The organism is Mucilaginibacter sp. KACC 22063, from assembly GCF_028736115.1.
In the GTDB taxonomy this organism is placed as follows: Bacteria; Bacteroidota; Bacteroidia; order Sphingobacteriales; family Sphingobacteriaceae; genus Mucilaginibacter.
The window spans coordinates 76,565-99,782 of sequence record NZ_CP117877.1 but is presented as its reverse complement, the minus strand read 5'-3'; the positions used below and the strand labels follow the sequence as shown (position 1 = coordinate 99,782).

At 43.4% G+C, this 23,218-nt stretch carries 20 protein-coding genes; 3 read left to right on the top strand and 17 right to left on the bottom strand.

Annotated features, from left to right (window positions below):
* Positions 1–14: 14 nt before the first annotated feature.
* From PQ461_RS00435 to PQ461_RS00375, 13 genes are all read right to left on the bottom strand, one after another.
* The gene (locus PQ461_RS00435) at positions 15–803 is read right to left on the bottom strand and encodes a DUF1835 domain-containing protein (RefSeq protein ID WP_274207644.1); all 789 of its coding nucleotides are present in this window, start codon (positions 801–803) and stop codon (positions 15–17) included.
* 69 nt (positions 804–872) lie between these two features.
* The gene (locus PQ461_RS00430) at positions 873–1,052 is read right to left on the bottom strand and encodes a hypothetical protein (protein WP_274207643.1); all 180 of its coding nucleotides are present in this window, start codon (positions 1,050–1,052) and stop codon (positions 873–875) included.
* A 66-nt stretch (positions 1,053–1,118) separates the two neighbouring features.
* Positions 1,119–2,381 carry a glucose-1-phosphate adenylyltransferase gene (locus PQ461_RS00425; protein ID WP_274207642.1) on the bottom strand — a complete coding sequence of 421 codons (1,263 nt, stop codon included), beginning with the start codon at positions 2,379–2,381 and terminating at the stop codon, positions 1,119–1,121.
* The gene (locus PQ461_RS00420) at positions 2,378–3,802 is read right to left on the bottom strand and encodes a glycogen synthase (protein ID WP_274207641.1); all 1,425 of its coding nucleotides are present in this window, start codon (positions 3,800–3,802) and stop codon (positions 2,378–2,380) included. The genes PQ461_RS00425 and PQ461_RS00420 overlap by 4 nt, the downstream gene beginning before the upstream one ends.
* 105 nt (positions 3,803–3,907) lie before the next feature.
* The gene (locus PQ461_RS00415; RefSeq protein ID WP_274207639.1) at positions 3,908–4,879 is read right to left on the bottom strand and encodes a quinone oxidoreductase family protein; all 972 of its coding nucleotides are present in this window, start codon (positions 4,877–4,879) and stop codon (positions 3,908–3,910) included.
* Between the two features lie 70 nt (positions 4,880–4,949).
* Positions 4,950–5,534 (bottom strand): Crp/Fnr family transcriptional regulator, encoded by a 585-nt coding sequence (locus tag PQ461_RS00410; protein WP_274207638.1) that lies wholly within the window; start codon positions 5,532–5,534, stop codon positions 4,950–4,952.
* Positions 5,535–5,544: 10 nt separating this feature from the next.
* Positions 5,545–8,355: a DNA polymerase I gene (polA, locus tag PQ461_RS00405; protein WP_274207636.1), complete on the bottom strand. Its 2,811-nt coding sequence runs from the start codon at positions 8,353–8,355 to the stop codon at positions 5,545–5,547.
* A gap of 161 nt (positions 8,356–8,516) precedes the next feature.
* Positions 8,517–9,083, bottom strand: coding sequence for a DNA-3-methyladenine glycosylase I (locus tag PQ461_RS00400; RefSeq protein ID WP_274207635.1), 567 nt, complete (start codon positions 9,081–9,083; stop codon positions 8,517–8,519).
* 59 nt (positions 9,084–9,142) lie between these two features.
* Positions 9,143–10,762 carry an ATP-dependent DNA ligase gene (locus PQ461_RS00395; RefSeq protein ID WP_274207634.1) on the bottom strand — a complete coding sequence of 540 codons (1,620 nt, stop codon included), beginning with the start codon at positions 10,760–10,762 and terminating at the stop codon, positions 9,143–9,145.
* Entirely contained in the window at positions 10,759–11,874 is a 1,116-nt protein-coding gene (locus tag PQ461_RS00390; RefSeq protein WP_274207633.1) for a ligase-associated DNA damage response exonuclease, read from the bottom strand. The genes PQ461_RS00395 and PQ461_RS00390 overlap by 4 nt, the downstream gene beginning before the upstream one ends.
* A gap of 96 nt (positions 11,875–11,970) precedes the next feature.
* Positions 11,971–14,100 carry a carboxy terminal-processing peptidase gene (locus PQ461_RS00385; RefSeq protein WP_274207632.1) on the bottom strand — a complete coding sequence of 710 codons (2,130 nt, stop codon included), beginning with the start codon at positions 14,098–14,100 and terminating at the stop codon, positions 11,971–11,973.
* A 169-nt stretch (positions 14,101–14,269) separates the two neighbouring features.
* Positions 14,270–14,893 carry a hypothetical protein gene (locus PQ461_RS00380; RefSeq protein WP_274207631.1) on the bottom strand — a complete coding sequence of 208 codons (624 nt, stop codon included), beginning with the start codon at positions 14,891–14,893 and terminating at the stop codon, positions 14,270–14,272.
* Between the two features lie 143 nt (positions 14,894–15,036).
* Positions 15,037–15,672, bottom strand: a complete 636-nt coding sequence (locus tag PQ461_RS00375) for a DNA-3-methyladenine glycosylase family protein (RefSeq protein ID WP_274207630.1) — start codon at positions 15,670–15,672, stop codon at positions 15,037–15,039.
* A 58-nt stretch (positions 15,673–15,730) separates the two neighbouring features.
* Here PQ461_RS00375 and PQ461_RS00370 point away from each other — a divergent pair, with 58 nt between their 5' ends.
* A complete protein-coding gene (locus PQ461_RS00370; protein ID WP_274207629.1) occupies positions 15,731–16,129 on the top strand; it encodes a hypothetical protein in 399 nt (132 codons plus the stop codon).
* A gap of 69 nt (positions 16,130–16,198) precedes the next feature.
* Here PQ461_RS00370 and PQ461_RS00365 read toward each other — a convergent pair whose 3' ends face one another.
* The 4 genes from PQ461_RS00365 to PQ461_RS00350 all read right to left on the bottom strand — a co-directional run bounded on the left by PQ461_RS00365 (position 16,199) and on the right by PQ461_RS00350 (position 20,299).
* Positions 16,199–17,857 carry a glutamine--tRNA ligase/YqeY domain fusion protein gene (locus PQ461_RS00365; protein ID WP_274207628.1) on the bottom strand — a complete coding sequence of 553 codons (1,659 nt, stop codon included), beginning with the start codon at positions 17,855–17,857 and terminating at the stop codon, positions 16,199–16,201.
* Between the two features lie 133 nt (positions 17,858–17,990).
* Positions 17,991–18,668: a metal-dependent hydrolase gene (locus PQ461_RS00360; RefSeq protein WP_274207627.1), complete on the bottom strand. Its 678-nt coding sequence runs from the start codon at positions 18,666–18,668 to the stop codon at positions 17,991–17,993.
* Positions 18,669–18,701: 33 nt separating this feature from the next.
* Positions 18,702–19,016 (bottom strand): YbaB/EbfC family nucleoid-associated protein, encoded by a 315-nt coding sequence (locus tag PQ461_RS00355; RefSeq protein ID WP_274207626.1) that lies wholly within the window; start codon positions 19,014–19,016, stop codon positions 18,702–18,704.
* A gap of 77 nt (positions 19,017–19,093) precedes the next feature.
* Positions 19,094–20,299: a serine hydrolase domain-containing protein gene (locus tag PQ461_RS00350; protein WP_274207625.1), complete on the bottom strand. Its 1,206-nt coding sequence runs from the start codon at positions 20,297–20,299 to the stop codon at positions 19,094–19,096.
* A 433-nt stretch (positions 20,300–20,732) separates the two neighbouring features.
* Here PQ461_RS00350 and PQ461_RS00345 point away from each other — a divergent pair, with 433 nt between their 5' ends.
* Both PQ461_RS00345 and PQ461_RS00340 read left to right on the top strand, forming a co-directional pair.
* On the top strand, positions 20,733–21,431 hold the full coding sequence (locus PQ461_RS00345; protein ID WP_274207624.1) for a hypothetical protein: 699 nt from the start codon (positions 20,733–20,735) through the stop codon (positions 21,429–21,431).
* Positions 21,432–21,448: 17 nt separating this feature from the next.
* Positions 21,449–23,134 carry a hypothetical protein gene (locus PQ461_RS00340; RefSeq protein WP_274207623.1) on the top strand — a complete coding sequence of 562 codons (1,686 nt, stop codon included), beginning with the start codon at positions 21,449–21,451 and terminating at the stop codon, positions 23,132–23,134.
* Positions 23,135–23,218 lie beyond the last annotated feature (84 nt).

Below are 23,218 nucleotides of genomic sequence, written 5' to 3'. Positions count from 1 at the left end.
AGGCCATTTTTCATCTAACTGATACTTGCTAATCCCTTTTCAGCCAATCTGTTCAGGTAAATATTTAGCTCCGCATCGCCCATGCCATATATTTTATCATCTGCCCAAAACTGCTGATGAATATCACTTCTGCTGGTCTTGCCTGTGTGGTAAATTTTCAGTAATTTCTGTTCTATATAATTAAGGCCATTCTCATTAGTTTCTAATCTTTTTAAATGCGCCTGCATGGCTGGCTTTAACAACGATAAGCTTCCCCAAAAAGGCACACTTTCAACCCAGCTGGCAATAGCCGCTTTATCGCCAGATACATAAATATTCCAAGCCTCGTCCGCCAGGGTGAAATCATATTCGGTAAGTTGTACACGATCATCAAAAACATCCTCCAGCTGGCTGCCATTCAATTGCCCCATACCTCTGAAATCTTCCATCCCAGGATAGCTCTCCGGGCAAATCAGGAAAACGTTAGGTACAGTCAGATCAGTTTGCTGCTTTAACAGTTGCATTACGCCTAACAGGTTAACCTGGCAATGGAGGTCAAACTCAAACCAGAGATTGATCTCTTCGTAATCATTATTCAGCTTTTCAAGCTCGCCTACTACCCATTGCATGTAATGCTCAGGTGTATCATTAAACGTTTTAGATATCCATGCTGCACGCTGCTCCCAAAAGGCTTTGTCTATTTTTTTAGTAAGCGGCCCTTCAGATAATACTTCGCGCCAAACCAGTGCATCACCATCAAGGCCGGTCTCATTAAAGCTGTTCAGCGTGGCATCGCCGTTTAAGATATGTAGTATAGCTGGCATATAGGTAAATGTAAATAAGGTATTATTAACAAACAAGAAACCCCTCTTTTAAGGGAGGGGCTTGCTTTATTACATTTTGCTGGTGGTGTCTTTAGCCACTTTCTTTTTAACCTTGGTTTTAGTCGCCTTTTTCTTAACTTTTACTTTAGTTGTATCGGTTGCGATTGCCGTTTTTACTGTAGCCGGGTAAGCCATAACGCTTCCGAAGCTGATTGCGCCTAAGGCGATTAAACAAATTGCTTTTTTCATAATAGAATAGGTTATTGTTGTTTTTAAACGAACTCTACAATACTACAAGCAAACATTAACTTTGTTTTAAATCACCGTTCCGTTTGGAATAACCGCACGTTTTTTAATCACTACAATGCCATCCTGGCTGGTGTAATCGCCGTAATCGCCATCAGGCAGTTTCTCGCCACAGTTAATGGACACATCGTTACCGATATAGGTATTCTTATCAATAATAGCATTTTTAATCTTACAACGGTCGCCAATACCCATAATAGGTGTCTCTGTTTCGCGCGACCATTGGATCTGCTCCAGTGTCTGATAATTATCACTACCCATTACATAGCAGTTCTCAATTTCGGTATCAACGCCAATACGGGTACGGATACCAATAATGGAGCGTTTCAAACTGCGTGCATTAATAATGCAACCATCGGCAACAATAGTTTTTTCTAATAATGTGCCCGATATTTTCGACGGCGGCAGCATACGCGCACGTGTGTAGATATGGTTTTCTCCAAACAGATTAAACTGCGGGATATCATCTGTTAAGCCAAGGTTAGCTTCAAAGAATGACGGGATGGTACCGATATCTGTCCAGTAACCTTCATACTGGTAGCTCACTACTTTATGCGTTTGGATAGATTGCGGGATGATCTCTTTACCGAAGTCGGTATTTTCATTACCTTCCAGCAACTCGTATAAAGTATCCTTATTGAAAATATAAATACCCATTGAAGCCAGGTACACACGTCCCTGTGCTGCCATTTCAGGGCTTACCTCAGATGCCCAGCTTTCAAAATCCTTTTTAGGTTTTTCAATAAAAGAGGTGATGTTGCTTTCCTCATCAGTTTTTAAGATACCAAAGCCCGGTACATCATTGGCATGAACCGGAATGGTAGCTATTGAAATATCAGCGCCTTTATCCACGTGCTGGCCGATCATCTCTTCAAAATCGATCTGATATAGCTGATCGCCCGATAAGATCAATACATACTCAAACTCGTGCACAGCAAGGTGGTGCAAGCTTTGGCGTACAGCGTCGGCCGTTCCCTGAAACCATGCCACACTTGATGGTGTTTGCTCAGCTGCAAGTATATCAACAAACGCCTCACTGAAGCTGCTGAAGTGGTAGGTATTTTTAATGTGCTTATTTAACGAAGCCGAATTGAACTGCGTTAACACGAATATCCTGTCTATACCCGAATGCAAGCTATTGGAGATAGGTATATCAACCAAACGGTATTTACCCGCAATTGGTACGGCCGGTTTTGAACGTGTAGCCGTTAACGGTGACAAACGGCTGCCCTGGCCGCCGCCTAATACGATGCATATTACATTGGATATCATAGTTGAGATATTAAACTTTTATATAATTGTATATACTGACCTGCCGATTGGTTCCAAGAGAAATCAAGCGCCATCATACGTTTACGTAACAATTGTAATTGATCTGTGTTCTGGTAAACTGCAAGTGCGCGGCTTATGGAGTAACTAATATCAGCCACGCTTGGCTGATCGAAACGGATACCGTAGCCTCCTTCTTCACCGAAATCAATAACGGTATCTTGCAAGCCGCCCGTACTGCGTACAATAGGCACTGTGCCGTATCGTAATGAGTATAACTGATTTAAGCCGCAAGGTTCTACGCGCGAAGGCATTAATAGAAAGTCCGCACCGGCATAAATCTGGTGCGATAATTCTTCATCGTACCCAATGTAAACCTTACAGTTTTCGGGATATTGTTCGGCTAATATTTTTAACCGTTCCTCAGTGTCTTTGTCGCCAGTACCTAACAGCAGGAAGTTAACCTGCCCTTCCAGCTCGCGGATACTGTGGGCAATAGCATCGGGTAAAAGGTCGGCGCCTTTTTCTATTACTAAGCGGCCAATGAACGATACCAACGGCTTTTCAACATCAAGCCCAAAGCGCTGGCATAAAGCCAGCTTATTTTGCTGCTTACCCGGGTTTATTTTTTTAGCCGAATACCTGGCAGGAATCATCGAATCTTTATCCGGGTTCCAGACTTCGCTGTCTATCCCGTTAACAATGCCTAATGCACGCCAGTTTTCTAAGTAAAATAAATATTCAAGGCCGTTGCTCTGGCGGGTAAGTTCGTTCAGGTAGCTTGGCGAAACAGTCGTATATCTCGAGCTGCACTTAACAGCAGCAGCAAGCGGATTAATACCACCCGCCCAATCTAACAGCCCTGCTGCGGCAGGATCAAATTCGGGTAATAAATTAGCTTTATTCCAGCTGAAGGCGCCATGATACTGGCCGTTGTGTATAGTGAATACAGTAGGCGTATTTTTAAGGCGTTTATAAATTACCGAATGGTAAAGCAAAAACGGAATTAGCCCGGTATGATGATCATGGCAATGGATAATATCCGGGCGCTGCTGCGACCAGTTGATCCAATCTAAAAATGCGATTTGAAATGCAATGAACTGCTCGCGCTCGTCAGGGTAGCTGTAAACTTCTTCGCGGTCAATAAGCCCGGGCACCCTGATCAGGTATAGCTCAAAACCTAATACGTTGGTGCGTTCCTTTAGTATCTCAAAATCAAAACGCTCAGTCCCCATTAAAGACGAGGCCTCAAAAACAATATCGAACTGATGCTCGCGCACAAACTTGCGATTGTAGTAGGGCAGCACTACCGCCGCATTTAGTCCAGCCTGATTTTGATATTTTGGCAAAGCGCCCACAACATCTGCCAACCCGCCAACCTTGGCCACGGGGTAACATTCGGCGCTTAAGTGATAGATTCTCATTATAGGTATTATTGGTTCAAGGTATAAACAATTACCTCAAATCACAACCCATAAATCAACAATCTGTTTGGTGTGTTATACTTAATTTACAACGGGTAAAATACTTTAGACAATCACCACCAGCCGCTTCCCGTCCGGTACTTCCATGTTCCACAGATCAGTAATATTTTCAAGTCTTACTAATTCGGTTTCGACTTTTAGCCTACCCTCGGCGGCTAACCCAAACATTTCAGGTAAAATAGTTTTAAATAGCCCGTTTACCTGTTGTTTGGTCCACGCGCCGAGGCCCGAGCCCGTCAGTTGAAGATCAGCGCTTCTTAAATTTGATGCCGAAAGCTGAATAAATTCGCCAGACATTGCACCAACAGATACATATCTTATCTTATTCGTAAATGAGCCATTGCCTTTCAGTATCGATAATATAACTTCAGCAGTAGAGCCCCATAAATAATCAATAACTACATCTATAGGTGCTTTTTGATGAATACCAGTTAAAGCAGATTCGAATTGATCATTGTCCTCGTTTAATGTTATAATTTCATCGGCACCAAGCAGCAAAAGCTGATTAAGTGATTGCTGATTTCTGCCTGTAGCTATCACTTTGCCCGCACCATAATATTTAGCTATTTGCACAGCTACACGACCGGTAAAGCCTGTTGCCCCGTTAATAAGCACCGTATCCCCGGGCTGAATATCTGCCTTAAATTTTAAGCCCATAGCAGCCCCAATTACTGCATTAGGTAGTGCTGCGGCTGTTGCATCATCCAAACCGTCCGGGATTTTTACGATCCGGTCTTTATAGATCAATGCCTTTTCGGCAAGCATCCCATTTATAGCCATACCATAAACTCTTATCCCATTGGGTAATAAGCAAACGCCATCGCCGCCTGCAATGCGCCCGGTGCCTGGCAACTCATTACTGGAGTAGTGTTTGCCAGATGCTTTACTTTTGTCGAGATGCTTTATAGCCACCGCCTTAACAGTAACTAATAGTGCATCGTTGTTTTTTGGTGCCGGTTCTGAAAAATCTACATATTGCGGCATTTCGCCTTTCTGGTATATTACTGCTGCCTTCATTGCTTTAATTTTTATAAAGCAAATGTAGCCAGGCAAAAAGGCAGCTGGCAATAACATATGTTATCGAATATTAAAAGTGTGGTTTGCTTTTGGCAAGCTTGCTTTTAATGCGGCTGAGGTGCACAGTACTTACACCTAAGTAAGAAGCGATGTAATGTTGCGGTATTCGCTGGATAATATGTGGCCGTTCTGTAAGCAGGTGCAGGTAACGCTGTTCGGGTGTGTCGCGGATAAAAGAAACAAACTCATTGATATAATGCGTTTGCCTGCGCGACGACATATAAAGCATCATCTGAGTAAACGTTTTCTCCGCGCTCAATTCTTCAATTAACTGCATAACATATTGTTTAGGCAGCTCATATATTACCGAAGGTTCAAGTGTTTCTATTGTAAACTGGCTGGGCACATTGTTAATAAAACTATCGAATGACATGAGGCCTTCATTCTCAAAGAAAAATTGAACGGTTTTGCTATCGCCATTGTTATTAAAATAGGTACGTATACAGCCCTTTTCTATAAAGTAATAATGCTGCGATACCTTTCCTTCTTCAAGCAAGATGGTTTTAGCTGCAATATCTAACCGCTTTTGAAATGGAAGATATTTTTCCCAATAGGCGTTTAGCTGCGGAAACTTATCCCTAAAGTGGAAAAACATATCCTTATAATTAATGCGCCTCTAACCAGTTCGTACCGCTACCAATTTCAACTACTATAGGCACATCGGTTTTTATCGCAGTTTTCATGTGGTGCTCAATAATTGGCTTTACTTTTTCCACTTCATGGTGCGGAACATCAAAAACCAACTCATCGTGTACCTGCATGGTCATGCGGGCATCCATTTTCTGTGCTTTAAGTTCCCGGTGAATATTGATCATGGCTATCTTGATCATATCTGCAGCCGAACCCTGGATAGGTGCATTGATCGCATTTCGTTCGGCAAAGCTGCGTACGGTTGCATTAGCCGAATTAATATCGCGCAGGTAACGGCGGCGGCCCATCAGCGTTTGCACATAACCGTTTTCGCGGGCGAAGTTCATGGTGTCGCTCATGTACTGTTTAATACCTGAATATTGGTTAAAATATTGCTCAATGATATCGGCAGCTTCTTTACGCGGGATGCCCAGGCTTTGCGAAAGCCCAAAAGCCGACTGGCCGTAAATGATACCAAAGTTAACGGCCTTTGCGTTTCGGCGCATAGTGCTGTCTACCTGGTCTAAAGGTATGCCATATACATTGGCCGCTGTTGCTGTGTGGATATCGAGGTTCTTGCTGAAGGCATCCATCATGTTCGGGTCGCGGCTGATCTCTGCAATCAAACGAAGTTCAATTTGCGAATAATCCGCCGAAACTAAGGTGTGTCCTTCATCGCGCGGAATAAATGCTTTACGCACCTCACGCCCTTTCTCTGTGCGGATAGGTATATTTTGTAAGTTAGGATTGTTGGAACTCAACCTGCCAGTTGCTGCCACCGCTTGGTTGTATGATGTATGCACCCGGTTGGTTTTAGGGTTAATCATCAGCGGTAGTGCATCAACATAAGTTGATTTCAGTTTTTGCAGCTGACGGAAGTCTAAAATATCGCGTACGATATCGCTTTTGTTAGCTAAGGCCAATAACACATCTTCGCCGGTTTGATATTGCCCGGTTTTGGTTTTTTTAGCTTTGGGGTCAAGCATTAGTTTCTCGAACAATACTTCGCCCAATTGCTTAGGTGATGCTATATTGAAACGCACACCTGCTTTTTCATACACGGTTTTTTCTAACTGCACCAGGTCTGTTTCCAGCTGACGAGAAAAATCGCTTAGTGTATCGCGGTCAATGCGCACACCCTCGTGCTCCATATCAGCCAAAACATAAATAAGCGGGTGCTCTATCTCATGTATTAACTTTTCTGCACCAACTTCTTTAATCTTAGGCTCAAAAACATTTCTAAGTTGCAGGGTAACATCTGCATCCTCAGCGGCGTAATCCTTTATCTTTTCAATTGGCACATCGCGCATGCTTAATTGGTTTTTGCCTTTCGGGCCTATCAGTTCTGTAATAGAAACAGGCGAGTAGCCCAGGTAATTTTCAGAAAGGATATCCATATTGTGGCGGGTATCTGGGTCAAGGATATAATGCGCCATCATGGTATCAAACAGATCGCCTTTTACCTTTATATCATACCATTTCAGCATCAAAATATCATACTTAATATTCTGGCCTATTTTGGCAATGCGCTCATCTTCCAACAATTCTTTAAACTCCTGTGCAATGGCAGTCGCTTCTGTCTGGTCGGCAGGTACAGGCACATACCATGCTTCGCCGGGTTTTACCGCAAATGATAAACCAACCAGTTCGCAATGGTTAGCATCAGTACCGGTAGTTTCAGTATCAAAGCAAATTGTTTTTTGCTGTTTAAGCAATGTGATCAGCTCTGCCCGCTTTTCAGCAGTATCCGCTAAATGATATTCGTGCGGGGTATTGCTAATGTTCTTCCCCGGTTCCGGGATGTCGGCCGTAGCAATATCTGACACATCAACCGTTAAAGTGGTGCGGCCACTGGCAGTAGGATTGCCAAATAAATCGGTTTGTACACCAACTGCTTTGTATTCGGTTACCGTAAAGTCATCACCAAACACACGTCTTCCCAATGTACGGAACTCAAGCTCGGCAAAAAGCGGCTCCAGCAGGTCGCGGCTTGGCTCGCAAATCTTAAGGCCTTCTTCGTCAAGTTCGACAGGGACATCTAACAGGATAGTTGCCAATTTTTTGGACAGCAAACCCTGATCGGCAAAGTTTTCAACGTTTTCACGCATTTTGCCTTTCAGTTCGTGGCTGTTTTTTATGATGTTTTCAACAGAACCGTATTGTTTAATTAAAGCCTTAGCTGTTTTTTCGCCAATGCCCGGTATACCCGGGATGTTATCAACCGCATCGCCCCAAAGGCCAAGGATATCAATTACCTGGCAAACGTCTTCCACTTCCCATTTCTGGCAAACTTCTTTAACGCCCATTATTTCGATATCGCTGCCCATGCGCGATGGCTTGTAGATGAAAATATTATCAGACACCAGCTGTGCAAAATCTTTATCGGGCGTCATGCAGTAAACCTGGTAACCTTGTTTTTCTGCTTTTTTAGCTAAAGTGCCAATGATATCATCTGCCTCGTACCCGTCTGAAGTAATTACCGGTATATTGAAGCCTAATATCAATTTTATCACATAAGGCATAGCTGCCGAAAGGTCTTCGGGCATGGCCTGACGATGTGCCTTATAATCTGTAAAATCGGTATGGCGCTCGGTAGGTGCATCGGTATCAAAAACCACGGCCATGTGTGTAGGCTTTTCTTTTTTGATCACATCCAGCAGGGTATTGGTAAAGCCCATTACCGCCGAGGTATTAAGGCCGTTTGATGTAAACCGAGGATTTTTGCTTAAAGCAAAATGTGCCCGGTACATCAGGGCCATGCCATCCAATAAAAACAGTTTCTTCATTTGATCAGAATTTTCTGAATTAAAGAATTGCCAGAATCAGCAATTATCTAAAGCAACACAAAAATAGGATTAATGCTTGAAAGGTTTAGGTTTTCCAAATGTTATAAAGCAAAATGAATTCTATAATTCAAAAATTCTGTAAATTCAGATTCAGACAAAAACTACCTGAAATCGCAGCTGAGCAGATGGTCATTCACCATACCTGTAGCCTGCATGTGGGCATAGCAAATGGTTGAACCAAAAAATTTGAAGCCGCGTTTTTTCATGTCTTTGCTAATCGCGTCCGACTCGGGGCTGGTGGCATTTATACGCTCGGTAGGTTTATTATCAATTGGCTTACCATCGGGCATAAAGCTGTACAGGTATTTATTGAACGAACCAAACTCCTTTTGTATAGCTAAAAATAGTTGGGCATTAGTTACTGCAGATTGGATTTTTGCACGGTTACGGATAATGCCTTCGTCCTGCATCAGGCGTTCCACATCCTGCTCGGTAAAGGCGGCTACTTTTTTTGCATCAAAACCAGCGAAAGCTTTGCGGTAATTTTCGCGGCGGCGCAATATGGTGATCCAGCTTAAACCAGCCTGCGCACCCTCCAGCAACAAAAACTCGAATAGCTTATCATCATCATGAACAGGCTTTCCCCATTCTTCATCATGATATTTGATGTAAAGCGGGTCGTTGCCAGGCCAGGCGCAGCGGTGTGGTTCTTTAGTTGCTTTTTCCATTGGTTTACGGTTTACGCAACTAATATACTAATATCATTAGCAAAAACAACTGCGTGCAATTATTCACCTAATAGCGCCTTTAATGTCTCGATGCTATCGGCTTCTTCTTTAGGCTTATCATGCCGCCAGCGTAGGATACGCGGGAAACGTAATGCCACACCTGACTTATGCCGGTTTGATTTATTAATGCCCTCGAAACCAATTTCGAAAACCAGCTCGGGTTTTACCGTGCGTACCGGTCCAAATTTTTCGAGCGTGTTACGCTTCACAAAATAATCTACCTTGTTAATCTCGGCATCTGTTAAGCCCGAATACGCTTTGGCGAAAGGCACCAGTTTATCGCCATCCCAAACGGCAAAAGTATAATCGGTATACAGATCAGCACGGCGGCCATGCCCTTTTTGAGCGTACACCATTACCGCATCAATTGATAAAGGATCAATTTTCCACTTCCACCAATCGCCACGGCGGCGGCCTACCTGGTAAGTGGCGCTTTTACGCTTAAGCATAATACCCTCGGCGATCATCTCGCGCGACAGATCACGTTTCTCACTCAATTCCTGCCAGCTGCTGAAATCAATAAGCGATGATATATTAAATATTTCCGGATGAGTTGTCGCAGCATGAAGTTGCTCTAAGATAGCCCTCCGTTCTGACTGGGTTTTATACCTGATATCTTCGCCGTTATATTCCAAGCAATCATAAGCAATCAGTGCAACAGGACTATCTTCCAGTATCTTTTTGCTCAGGTTTTTGCGGCCTATACGAGTTTGCAGAACATTAAAGGTTAACGGTGCGCCATTCCTAAAACTAAGGATCTCGCCATCCAGCACTGTACCATCCGGCAGATCGTACAGAAACGGATGCAGCTCGGGAAATTTATCGGTTGAAAGATCTTCGCCCCGGCTCCAGATAAACAACTGCCCATCGCGCTTTATTAGCTGCGCGCGTATACCATCCCATTTCCATTCGGCCTGCCACTCAGTTGCTTCACCTAAAGAATTTTGCAAATCTTCCGGTGCTTTTTGCTTCTCGGATGTTTCCTGTATGGGATAGGCTAAAAAGAATGGGTATGGCCGCGATATATCTTCCGATTCTTTTCCCGGGGCTATCAGCTCACTGAAAGTGTAATCTTCCGGCTTCCAGTTGCCCATGATGCGGTGCGTAAGCACGGCGGTATCCAGTTCGGCAATATCGGCAATGGCCTTTACAACCAGGTTTTGAGATACGCCTACACGGAAGCTACCTGTGAGTATCTTGTTGAATACAAACCGCTCTTGTGTATCCAGCATCTTCCATGATGTTTGCAGCCATATCCGTTTCTCTTCTTCGGTAAAGTTAGCCAGCGTATTGATATCGGCAATCCATTCGGTAAGCGTTTTACTGTTACCCTCATTCTCATTCTGCGGAAAAAGCAAGGCGATGGTTTCGGCAAGGTCGCCAACTACATGGTAGCTTTCTTCAAACAGCCATGCAGGTAAACTAAGCGCTTCCAATGCCCATAGCCTGAACAAAGTACTATTGATGGGGCGCTTTGGCTTTCTGCCGGTAAACAGCGCCAGCATGTGCATTTTATCAGTATCGGGTACGCAGTTGAGGTAATCTTTTAAAACCTTAACCTTTTCGTTGGTTTTGTTGGTCTCGTCAAGCGATAAAAATAACTGAGCGAAAGCTTTCATTTAATAGAGCCCCCAACCTCACCTAAATCCTCTCCAAAGGAGAGGACTTTACTTTCTTCTTTTACAATATCAGAAGTTATTTCCTGATCTTTATTTTCTGACGAATTTGATGAGGTATCTTCTTCTTCACCGCCGTATAAGGTATGCACTTCGTGAGCATCAAATCCTATCTCATTTAAATAACGCGTAAACGAAGCCGTGTAACCGTGGGTAAGGTATACCTTTTCGCAGCCGGTAGCATCAATGGCGCTTACAAGCCCATTCCAGTCGGCATGGTCCGACAGCACAAAGCCCCGGTCGGCTGCGCGGCGGCGTTTAGCTCCGCGAATGGCCATCCAGCCAGAGCAATACCCAAAGCTGTAAGGCTGAAATTTACGCATCCAAGGTGTGCCTACTGATGATGGAGGGGCGATAACAATCCCTTTCCTAACTTCCTCTTTTGGCGTTGTTGCGGTAATGCGTTCTGTAGGATTTAACTGAATGCCATTTCGGCGCAAAGCCTCATTGGTGTTTTCAATCACACCGTGCGTAAATACTTTACCGTTGAAAAGATCAAGGTTTTGCAGTATACGCTGCGCTTTACCCAGCGAATAACCGACTACCACTGTAGCCAATCCGTTCTCCAGGTTACTGCGCCACCAATTGTTCATATCCTCAAACAACTGTACTTGCGGCTTCCATTGGTAAACCGGCATACCAAATGTACATTCAGAAATAAAATGATGGCAATTTACAGGCTCAAATGGTGTGCAAACGCCGTCATCTTCGGTTTTATAATCCCCGGACACCACCCACACTTCTCCTTTACTGGCTACGCGTACCTGTGCCGACCCAATTACATGCCCGGCGGGGAACAGCGTTATCTCTACACCATTTTTATAAACCGTCTCTCCATATTCAACAGTCTGTAATTGGATTTCTCCCAGGCGATAATACAGCACCTCGCGCGACAAATGATGCGCCAGGTAATGCTTATGCCCCATATAGGCATGGTCTGAGTGGGCATGCGTAATCACTGCATCGTTCACAGGCTTCCAGGGGTCTATATAAAACTTCCCCCTGGCACAGTAAATGCCTTTATCGGTAAATTCGAGCAGTGGACGTTTAGCCATATTACCATAACCGCACAATGGGGGTTTGGTTTGAAAAGCAAAAAGGCCCGCATAGCTTTCGCCTGCGGACCTTTTAAATATTTATTAGAATTACTGTTACGGATTAGCTCGTGTAAGCTTATTACCCAAAGTGATGTAATCTGTAAGTATTTGTCCTGTTTCTATTTTTAAGAAGTCAAGATCTTCATTTTTGGGCGCAGTTTGTCCCTTTTTAAGAGGCTGCAACCCTAAAGCCACGCGGCGTTGATTATTGCGCTCAAAGGCTTTCTGCTCGTCGCTGTCGCGCTGCTGCTTCAGCTGCGTTTCATTTAAGGTGATGCTTTTCTCTGCTTCACGTTTCTTCATTTCAGCAATATCTTCAAGCAGATATTTATAACTGGCGCTGTTAGCCATGCGGTCGTCGTGCATTTTGCGCAATTGCGGCAATACCTGGCTAAAATCACCAACCTTAGTATAGGTGCTTGGCTGGATCATGTCATAAGGCAGGGCAGAAGGCTCAGTATCCTCACCATATTTTTGTAGTGAAATAATAGCAGGATAAGTAATATCTGGTGTTACACCTTTATGCTGGGTAGAACCACCACTAATACGGTAAAACTTAGCCATGGTAAGGTTAAGCTGGCCAAATTTAGAAAGCGCACCCGGAGCCTTGCTGTTATTCTTTTGAGTAAGGTTAGCCAGCATATCTTTGATAGACGGGCTGATCACCTGGTCAAGGTCGATAACGCTTTGCACAGTACCCTTACCATAGGTTTGTGTACCGATGATTAATCCACGGCCATAATCCTGAATAGCGCCGCTAAAAATCTCAGATGCCGAAGCGCTGAAACGGTCAGTTAAAACAGCTAATGGGCCGCTCCATGCAATACCCGGATCTTCATCCTGGTCTACTTCTACTTTATTACGTGTATCGCGTACCTGCACAACAGGTCCGGTTTTGATAAATAAGCCGGTAAGGTCAACCGCTTCTATCAGCGAGCCACCACCATTTTGACGCAGGTCCATCACCACACCTTCAACGCCTTCGCGTTTAAGGGTGTCCAGTATTAACTTAACATCGCGGGTGGTGCTTTTATAGTTAGGGTCGCCTGCTTTGTAAGCAGCAAAATCCAGGTAAAATGCCGGTACAGAAATTACACCGATCTTAACTGTTTTGCCGTTTTCATTATAGGTACGGATTTCTTTCTTAGCCGACTGATCTTTCAGAATAATCTTTTCGCGAACAATGCTTACTATTTTTGGCTCGGCAGCGCTTCTGCCTTTAGGCAATATCTTTAAACGTACTAATGTACCTTTTGCACCGCGGATAAGCGTAATGGCATTATCTACACGCCAGCCCACAATATCCTGAAACTCGCCAGCCTTACCTTGCGCTACACCTACAATACGGTCATCAATATTAATCTGGTGGCTTTTATCAGCAGGGCCACCCGGCACAATTGATTTGATAGTAATGTATTCATTCTCTGAACCTAATGTTGCACCAATACCCTCAAGCGAGCGCGACATATCTATATTAAACTCAGCCGCATTTGCCGGGTTAAAGTAACTGGTGTGCGGATCTATGGCGTTGGTAAGGGCATCCATAAATACCTGCAATACATCCTGGTTTGATAATTTATTCGACTGGCTTAAAAGGTTGTTATATCGTTTTTTTAACGTCTCCTTATTTTTTGCCATGTCGGCACTTGCCAGTTTAAGATTAAGCATGTCATACTTTACACGCTTAGTCCACAAATTATCCATATCAGCCTGGCTGGCTACCCATGGCAGGCTATCACGGTCATACGTGAAAGTTTCGTTCTTATTGAAATCGAAATTATCATTAAGATGGGCTAACGAATAGCTGATGTGCTCGTTATAACGTTTTTTATAAACATTAAAAATGTAGAAGACATCGTTAAGGTTGCCGTCTTTAATATCATCATCCAGTATATTTCTGAACGGCTCGAAGCTTTTGATATCCGAAGCTAAAAAGTAGTTATGGTTCTCATCTAATGATTTGATGTAACGATCAAAAATGATAGATGACAACGAATCATTAAGCGCTACTTTTTTATAATTGTACCGGGTAATTAATTCTGCAACTTCTTTACAAACAACACTTTGTTGCTCGTCGGGATGTAAATCCCCGGGGCCGGCTATCTTAAGAGCAGGCTTATTTGGGGCGGCATTACATGCAAGGGCAGCGCCCAGCACCACTAAAATATATAATTTCTTAAACATGTGTTTAGCTGTTTCTAATTCGCTTATGTTGTAAAACATCAAAATACAGTACTTTATTTTGCTAATGTAAACAAAAAGAGACAGCTACAAAGCTGTCTCGTATCTACTAATAAAATATTACCGAATAATGTTTTAGCCGTAACGATAAGTTTGCAAACAGGTTTACAACTTAGTCAACAACAACTGTATTTGTTTCGCCTACCGGGATGCTGCCCGCATAGCGTAATTCTACTTTTGTGGTTACACGGTGGCTCTGGATATATTTCAGTTTCTGGTCAACCATGGCTATATCTTCATGCCAGCCATGTGAGGAAGCCATCTGGCGTGCCTCGGTCAGGTCTTGTTGTGCCAGTTTAAAATCGCCAATCTCTGATTTTATACCTGCCAGCCATACGAGGTTGGCAATGGTAAGCTTATCATTATTTTGCTGGCGTGAAATATTGTTGCTTTGCAGAAAAAACCATTTTGCTTCAGAGTAGCGGTTTTGTTGCAGATATAGCTGGGCAAGGTTACTAAAGTTATAACTGGCTTCGTCATAAACGCGGAAACGCATGTTATGCTGAGCCGTTTTCATCACATAGTTTTCTTCAAGCTCCAGGCTGTAATCGCTGCGCGAAACCTTTGCCGATGGCAACTTGCTCACTTTATCGATGCTATACCTGGTAAAGCGGGTGAACGAATTGTCGACAACCTGCGGAATTTGCGGGAAACGTTCGTGTTTTTTGAAAATTCGCCATTGAGCTGATGCACCTGTACCTACAGCCATCAGAAAGACAAGTAAGAATATTCTCATTATTTTTGCCCGTGGGTTTAATTCAATTAATTAGCACGCAAATATAAGGGTTACAAAATGACTTTGCTCATCATTACTTTGTAAATATAAGCCAATAATTAATATAAAACAATTGAGAAGCAAGCGTCTAATAATCAGGTATTTTATGACATTTGCTTTTTGCGAATACTTAAATAATAATGCCACAGCATCATGGTAGCCACGGTACGATAAGGCTGCCATTCATTAGCTGCATCAATCAGCACCTCTCTCGGCGTATCTTTTAACAACCCTTTAACTTCTTTAAGGGCGTTAACAGCAGCTAGGTCACCAACCGGGAAGACGTCAGCACGTTGCAATACAAACATCAGGTATACGTCGGCAGTCCAGTTACCTATGCCTTTTAATGCTGTGAGCTTGTTTCTCACCGCATCATCGGTTAGCACTTCCAGTTCCGATAAATTTAACTGCCCGCTTAACAAGGCTTCGGCAAGGTAACGTACATAAGCCGTTTTCTGCCTGCTGAAATAACAGGCTTTTAATTCTTCATCTGTTAAAAGCAGGAACCGGGCAGGTGTAATTTGCTGTATCCGTTCTCTCAATTTATTTAAAGCTGACAATGCCGATGCCAGCGACACCTGCTGTTCCAATATGATATGCACCAACGATTCAAACGTGTTTGGCCTCGACCATAACGGCGGATAGCCAAAGCGATCAAGTATCATCGCCAGATCAGCATCTTTGGCTGCCAGGCTATCGCAGATTTGATGGTAATTAGAATGATCGAAGCGATTGTGCATGATTAAACGTAAACATATCGCTATTTATCAATATGTTTATCATCCCTAATTAAATTACATGAACACTAAATTAATCATGACCGTAAGCGCTATTTTCTTAGCTGCTATCGGTATTACTTTAAGCTTTGCACCCGAAAGCTTTACAAGCTTAATGGGCATTGCCAACTCACCAATTCTTCAAATACTTACACAACTATTAGGTGCTATGTACTGCGGCTTTGCCATACTTAACTGGATGGCCAAAGGCGCAATAATCGGCGGCATTTACAATCGCCCTATTTCAATCGCTAACCTGTTACATTTTTTTGCAGGCGCTGCTGCATTAGTAAAATTTGTGATAAAGAACCATCAGGCACCGTTAGTAATCATGGTTATTACCGGCTGTTATTGCGTATTTGCTGTTATATTCTGGATCATATTTTCGACTCATCCGAGCAGTAAAAACACATCGGCATAGTTATACAGGATTGCTACATTAAAAAAGCCTGTGAGGATTTCCCACAGGCTTCATTATAGCTACATGCGCTTATTTCTTTGTCCAGCCGTCTTTTAGTGTAACGGTACGGTTGAATACCAGTTTATCGGCGGTAGCGTGTTTAGTATCTATAGTAAAGTAGCCTTTACGGATAAATTGATAGCCTTTGCCCGGTTGCGCGTTGGCTAAATCAGGCTCAATGTAAGCATTGATAATACTCAGGCTGTCGGGGTTTAAATATTCTTTAAAGTCGCCCTCTTCATTGGCCGGATCTTCCACACGGAAAAGGCGGTCATATAAGCGTACTTCAGCAGTTTTTGCATGCGGAACACTTACCCAGTGGATGGTACCTTTTACATTGATACCGCTGGTATCCTGTCCGGATTTAGACTCCGGGATATAAGAACAATGGATCTCGGTTACGTTGCCTTCGGCATCTTTAACAAAGTCTTCGCATTTAATAATGTAAGCATGTTTTAAGCGCACCATTAAACCCGGGCCTAAGCGGAAAAACTTTTTAGGCGGAATTTCCATAAAGTCTTCGCGCTCTATCCAAAGTTCGCGGCTGAAAGGAATGTCGCGGCCGCCTTCGCCACCTTCAACTTCGGGGTTGTTTTCACCATGCAGGGTTTCGGTTTGCCCTTCCGGATAGTTAGTGATCACCAGCTTTATAGGATCAAGAACACCCATACGGCGCCATGCGGTTTTATTCAGGTCTTCGCGAATACAAAACTCGAGTAAGCTTACTTCAATAATATTCTCCCGTTTGGCAACACCGATACGCTCACAGAAATCGCGGATAGAAGCAGGGGTATAGCCACGGCGGCGCAAACCGCTGATGGTCGGCATACGCGGATCGTCCCAATCCTCTACGTGGCCTTCGTTAACCAACTGAAGCAGCTTGCGCTTGCTCATTACGGTATAGTTAAGGTTAAGGCGCGCAAATTCATACTGGCGCGATGGGAAGATCTCCAGTTTTTCGATAAACCATTCGTACAACGGGCGGTGGGGGATAAACTCTAACGTACAGATAGAGTGGGTAATCTCCTCAATAGCGTCCGACTGTCCGTGGGCAAAATCGTACATCGGATAGATGCACCATTTATCGCCCGTGCGGTGGTGGCGTGCATGTTTAATGCGGTACATGATCGGGTCGCGCATGTGCATATTAGGCGAAGCAAGGTCAAGCTTTGCACGCAGCACCTTTGCTCCATCAGGATATTTGCCATCCTTCATTTCCTCAAACAGGCGCAGGTTTTCCTCCACGCTGCGGCTGCGATATTGATTTGGCGTACCTGGTTCTGTTGGCGTACCTTTTTGTGCGGCAATTTCTTCGGCTGTACTATCGTCAACATAAGCCAGGCCTTTACGGATCAGGTCAAGCGCGAAAGCATATATTATATCAAAATAGTCAGAAGCATAAAGTTCATTGGCCCAGTTAAAACCTAACCAGCGCACGTCTTCTTTTATGCTTTCAACATACTCGGTATCTTCTGTAACCGGGTTGGTATCGTCAAAACGAAGATTGGTCTGTCCGTTATATTTCTGTGCAAGTCCAAAGTTTAAACAAATAGACTTGGCATGGCCAATATGCAGGTACCCGTTAGGCTCCGGCGGGAAACGTGTTAGTACACGCCCGTTATGTTTGCCCTCTCTCAGGTCCTCTTCAACAATCTCCTCAATAAAATTTAACGATCTTTCCTCGCTCATAAATTCAAAATATCTTGATTACAAATGTAACAAAAAAATAGCCGCTGCTCTATTTTAAGCAATCTGCATGGCTGCTATAAACAACAAAGGCGCACCTTATGGGTGCGCCCTGCTTTTTTAATATCATGTGCGATTACAAATCAACGCTTTCGCCAAGGCCTGGCAATTGTATGTTTATACCTGCCTTAATAAATTTCTCACGCGCTTCTTCTTTATCAATTTTAATTACCGGGAAGGTATCATAATGTACGCCGATTACATTGTTGCAATCAACAAAGCCTGCGGCTTTTATCGCATCATCAACACCCATGGTATAATTGTCGCCTATTGGTAGTATAGCCCAATCGATGTTATCGTCAGCTAATAATTTCATATCATAAGTAAGGGCTGTATCACCGGCAAAGTACACGTTTTTACCCTCGTTGCTATAAATTACAAAACCTGCAGGATTGCCGCCGTTGCTGCCATCAGGCAATGCGCTTGAGTGTATGGCGTTCACCATTTTAACACGGCCAAAATCAAAGTTAAAGCCACCGCCAATATTCATACCATGCGCTTCAATACCTTGTTTACCCAACCAGTCAGAAATTTCTGCAATACAGATCACTTTAGCTCCGCTGTCTTTCTGAATGGCTACTACATCGGCAATATGGTCGCCGTGGCCGTGGCTTATTAAAATATAATCAGGTTTTAAGCTGGTAATATCTATATGGCTTGCCTGTGGGTTTGGTGTAATAAACGGATCGAACAATAATTTTTTGCCGCCCGTTTCAAGCATAATTGTTGCCTGTCCGTAAAATGTTGCTTTCATAAAATGTCAGTAGTTGTTTTTTAGATAATACTCTTATTTGCCAAAAAGGTTGCCTAAGCCTCCTAATCCGCCAAACATATCTTTGGTCATAGCAGCCATTTCTGCCTGGCTTACATTTTCTGCTTGCTCAAAGGCTTTATTTAAGGCTACTACCAAAAGTTCTTCTATCTCTTCACGATCGGCGCCTTTAAAAAACTCTTCATCAATGTTTATTGATTTCACCGCTTTGTTGGCATTTGCCACTACGGTGATCTTACCGCCTTCGGCTGTGCCGGTTACTTCAATATTATCCAGGCGTTGTTTGGCTTCGCCTGCTTTTTGTTGTGCTTCAAATATTTTATCGAACATAGTAATCCAATTAGCTAATTTGATGATTTGGCAATTTTAACCCAATCTTGATTCTTGTCTATTGACTCTCGTTTAAACTATTGATCCTCGGCAGTATCTCCGTTGCCACTATAAGCGCCTTTTCGTACCACGGGCATTCCTGTGGCTTTAAACAGTTCATCAAGATGCAACAAGCTGCCGTTCACTAAGTTCCCTAACAATACAATAGTGATATCGTTTTTAAGATCGCGCAGATAAATGTGCCTGAAACCGTGCCACCATCCTGTATGGTATACCACTTTCTGGCCAGGGCTTTCGAAAATACGCCAGCCGTAGCCATAATTAAAATGCCCGCGTACCATCGGGTTACGCGGCGTATAAGCCGAGTCTTGTGAAGCCGCGCTGATCAATCTGTTCTGGCGCATGGCGCGGTCAAATAAATAAAGGTCGCCAACGGTGCTGTAAATACCTTTATCACCCACCGGGCCATCCAAAAAGTTCTGGGCTACCGAATAGCGCCAGCTGTTACGGTCGTGCCCAACAACATCAACCGGAATTTTCTCATACGTAGCCTTTGAGTAAACATCCGTATGCATCATGCCGGCTGGTTTAAAGATATTCTCTTTCATAAACTGGGCATAAGGCATACCAGTCACTTTTTCAATGATCGACCCCAGAACCATAAAGTTAGAGTTGTTATACAAAAACCTTACGTTAGGTTTGTTAAACGGGTGCGGTTTGTATTGCGCAATAAGCGCCATTTCTTCGGCATTGGTAAGCCCTTTGCGCTGGTTTCGGTGCTCTTTGCGATAGATATCGTCTGTAAAATATACATAGTTCATCATCCCCGAGCGGTGCGTAAGCAGCAGGCGAATGGTTACGCCTTCGTAAGGGAAATCCGGAAAAAAGGCACGCACATCCTGATCAAGTTTCAGCTTTCCACGCTCCATCAACATCATAATAGCGGTTGATGTCATGGTTTTGGAAACAGAAGCCAGTTCAAAACGCGAGTTTATTTTCAGGCTGTCGCGGGTAAGATAGTTAGCCCAGCCAAATGAGTTTTCATACAATATTTTGCCTTTTTTAGCCACCAGCACATTGCCGTTGAAACCACTTTTTTTATGCAGGTTCTGCATAATTTCATTAATCCGGGCATCGGCATGCTTAGGGTCGTATTTCAAAAGCTGAGCAGTATCCACAGGCGGCAGTTTTACCGCATTGGCATTGCCGGTTGAGGATGGCTTTGAAGAACAGGATGCTAAAAGAACAACAGCACAAACAAAAGAAGAAAACTTTAAACTCATTTTACGGGTAAATATCTTACGCTACAATAACGCGAAAGTCAGCATTTATACATGAGTTAAAAAGTAAAGTTTTATTTTTTTTAAATTATGCGTTATCAAGGTATTTACTGTTAATAACAACTTATGAACAGGCAACGCTAAGAGCGACGTATATGTTCTATTCGGCAAGTTGTTTTTTAACAAATCATCCGCGATTTATTAATAAGTTAATATTTTACCAATATTTCAATAACACAGCAACTTACGTGATTGAAATTTAATTTTTACTATTTTAGCGAAACAAATAAAAGCCGTACAGTACTTTGTTTCTCGCCCATCCACCTGCAGCAAAAGCAGATAATAACCGACTGATTTATAATAATTTAAGCCCATACCATCACTTATCACACATTTTTAAATATGTTAAACGCTACAACATTTATCGCAATTGTAAATGAGAAAACTTCAACTAACCTTATTAGTTGTATTGCTGTTTACTGCACTTGCAGCAACCCGGGCAATTGCCCAGCCATTTTGGGAACAAGCTTATAAAGGCGCAACAGGCGTTCAGTTCACAGTAGGTTCGCAAGGCATAGGCGGCGAGTTTAAATACAACTTTGCCGAAAACGCAGCATTGCGTTTTGGAGCCAGCTTTTTGCCGCTTAGTGCAAATAACCTGTTCACATTTTCTGGCCTAAAATCAACCAACAACCTTTCGGCCCGGTTTTCAAACGTGCATTTAATAGCCGACTACACTCCTTTTGACAAAGCGCAATGGTTTAGGCTGGTTGGCGGCTTAGGTTACCTGTACAGCGCTCGTGGCGCTATTAACGTAATACCTTCCGGTGATTACAAGGTGGCTAACTACGTGATCACTGCCGAAGAACTTGGCAGGCTTAACATTGATGTAAGCTGGAAAGGCGTTGCACCCTACGTTGGTGTGGGATTAATCCGCAATTTCTCATTAAACAGTCGCTTTACAGCTAATATGGATCTGGGTACTTATTATTTAGCCAGCCCGCGATCTACCATTGTAGGCACCAACCTGCTGGCCGATAATTATCAGCTGCAAACGCAAATGGACAACAACTTAAAATCATACCGCTGGTTGCCGGTACTGCAACTTAATTTCAGTTACAGGATCACCCAATAATCGTTTATCTATCGAAAATGAAAATTCTACAACGCTTTATATTTGCCATTGGCTTTTGCGCATTGCTATCCCTGGTTATTTATGCCTGCAAAAAACCTACCGATGACCTGAACGTCATCATTAAAACTGATGCCTTATCAAAGTCACCGGCATTAGTGCAGTTTATAAATGCCAATGCCGGCAGCACTACTGCTTTGCCCAATACCATAAAGGTGAGCGTGAGCGGCCCTAACGCTGATGCCGTACAAACCGATGATGGCGGTACAAACTTTACGGCTACAGGCGGCTTTCTGTCTATCAGCTTAAACAGGCACACCAACCCAACACCGGCCAATCCCATCGTTTTTACCCTATCCGCCAGCGTATCGGGCTATGCACCTGTAAGCAAAACAGTAACCGTAACTAATGACAGCACACAATTAAAAATTGTGATGCCTTTAGTTGAATATGCTAAACCTGCCGATGGCACTTCGTCAACGGTCACAAATACCCAACTAAACGCTGGTGTTTCAGCGGCCACTACGATAAGTTTACCGGCAAAAGGCAATACCCCTGAAACTAATACATTATTTATACAGGACGGCACTAAAATGCTTGATGCAACCGGTGCTGTTATTAATACAGGCAATGCCTTATCTTCCAGCATTGTTTATTATGGCACCAGCAATGTAACCGCTTATAACGCATTTCCGGGTGGCTTTAATCCTAAAAGCGTTACAGGCCCCAACAACACAACAATTAATAATGTTACCTTTATAACCGCAGGCTTCTTTTCTATCAATATGATGGCGGGTAACACCGCAATTAAGAGCTTCTCGAAACCGGTACAGGCTGTTATGGAAATTAACCCTGACCTGGTTAATCCCCTAACCGGTAATAAAGTAGCAGTTGGCGATGCCATTCCGTTATGGAGCCTTGATGAAACAACAAATAAATGGAAATACGAAAGCCTGGGCAAAGTTGCTTTAAATGCCGACGGTAAGCTTTCCCTGCCATTTAACATTACCCACCTGAGCGGGTGGGCAGCAAACTGGTACAGTCAGGACTGTGGCTCATCATTAGGCATCAATATACACATGACGGGTGCTACAGGAAAATATGACGGATACCAGGTATTCCTTGCTTCAGCAGACGACCAGTTTGTGGGCGGCTTAACCGCTGATAATTCATGGGGATATACCGTAAGCCTGTTTGATGGCTTTAAAGGCACTTTTAACACACTCCCGGCAAATCTGGGCGATGTTAAAGTGGTTGTTTATGCTAAAGCGGGCGATCCAACATCAAAAGTAGCCGAAAGCGAACTGTTCAGCCCATGCAGTAAAGGTTCAGTAGATTTAAACGTGCCTGTTCCGGCAACTGTTGATTATATCAATGCGGATATTAACGTTACCGGTAAATGTACCAGCAAACAGCTGGTTGCCCGCCCAACTACCTGGATGTATTTGAAAGATGTAACTGCCGGAACAACCACCCCGGTTTATGCAACTAACGGCCACATTGTTACTAAAATGATCAGCGGCCATACTTATAGCATGAGCACATCGTATAATGGTAAAACTTCTGCTTCCGGTGAGTTTAGGGTTGATAAAACAACTAACATCAGCATTGGCGTAACCAACGGATTAAGCGGCACCGCAATTTACGACTCGAAAACAAACACACTGATGATTGATGCTACCTTTACTGTATCAAGTTGCGGATAGTAGTGGTCTATAATATTGAGAGAGCCGGGGCAATTGCCCCGGCTTTGTTGTTTCAGGGCTTTTGTAAAACTCTTATATCGTGGT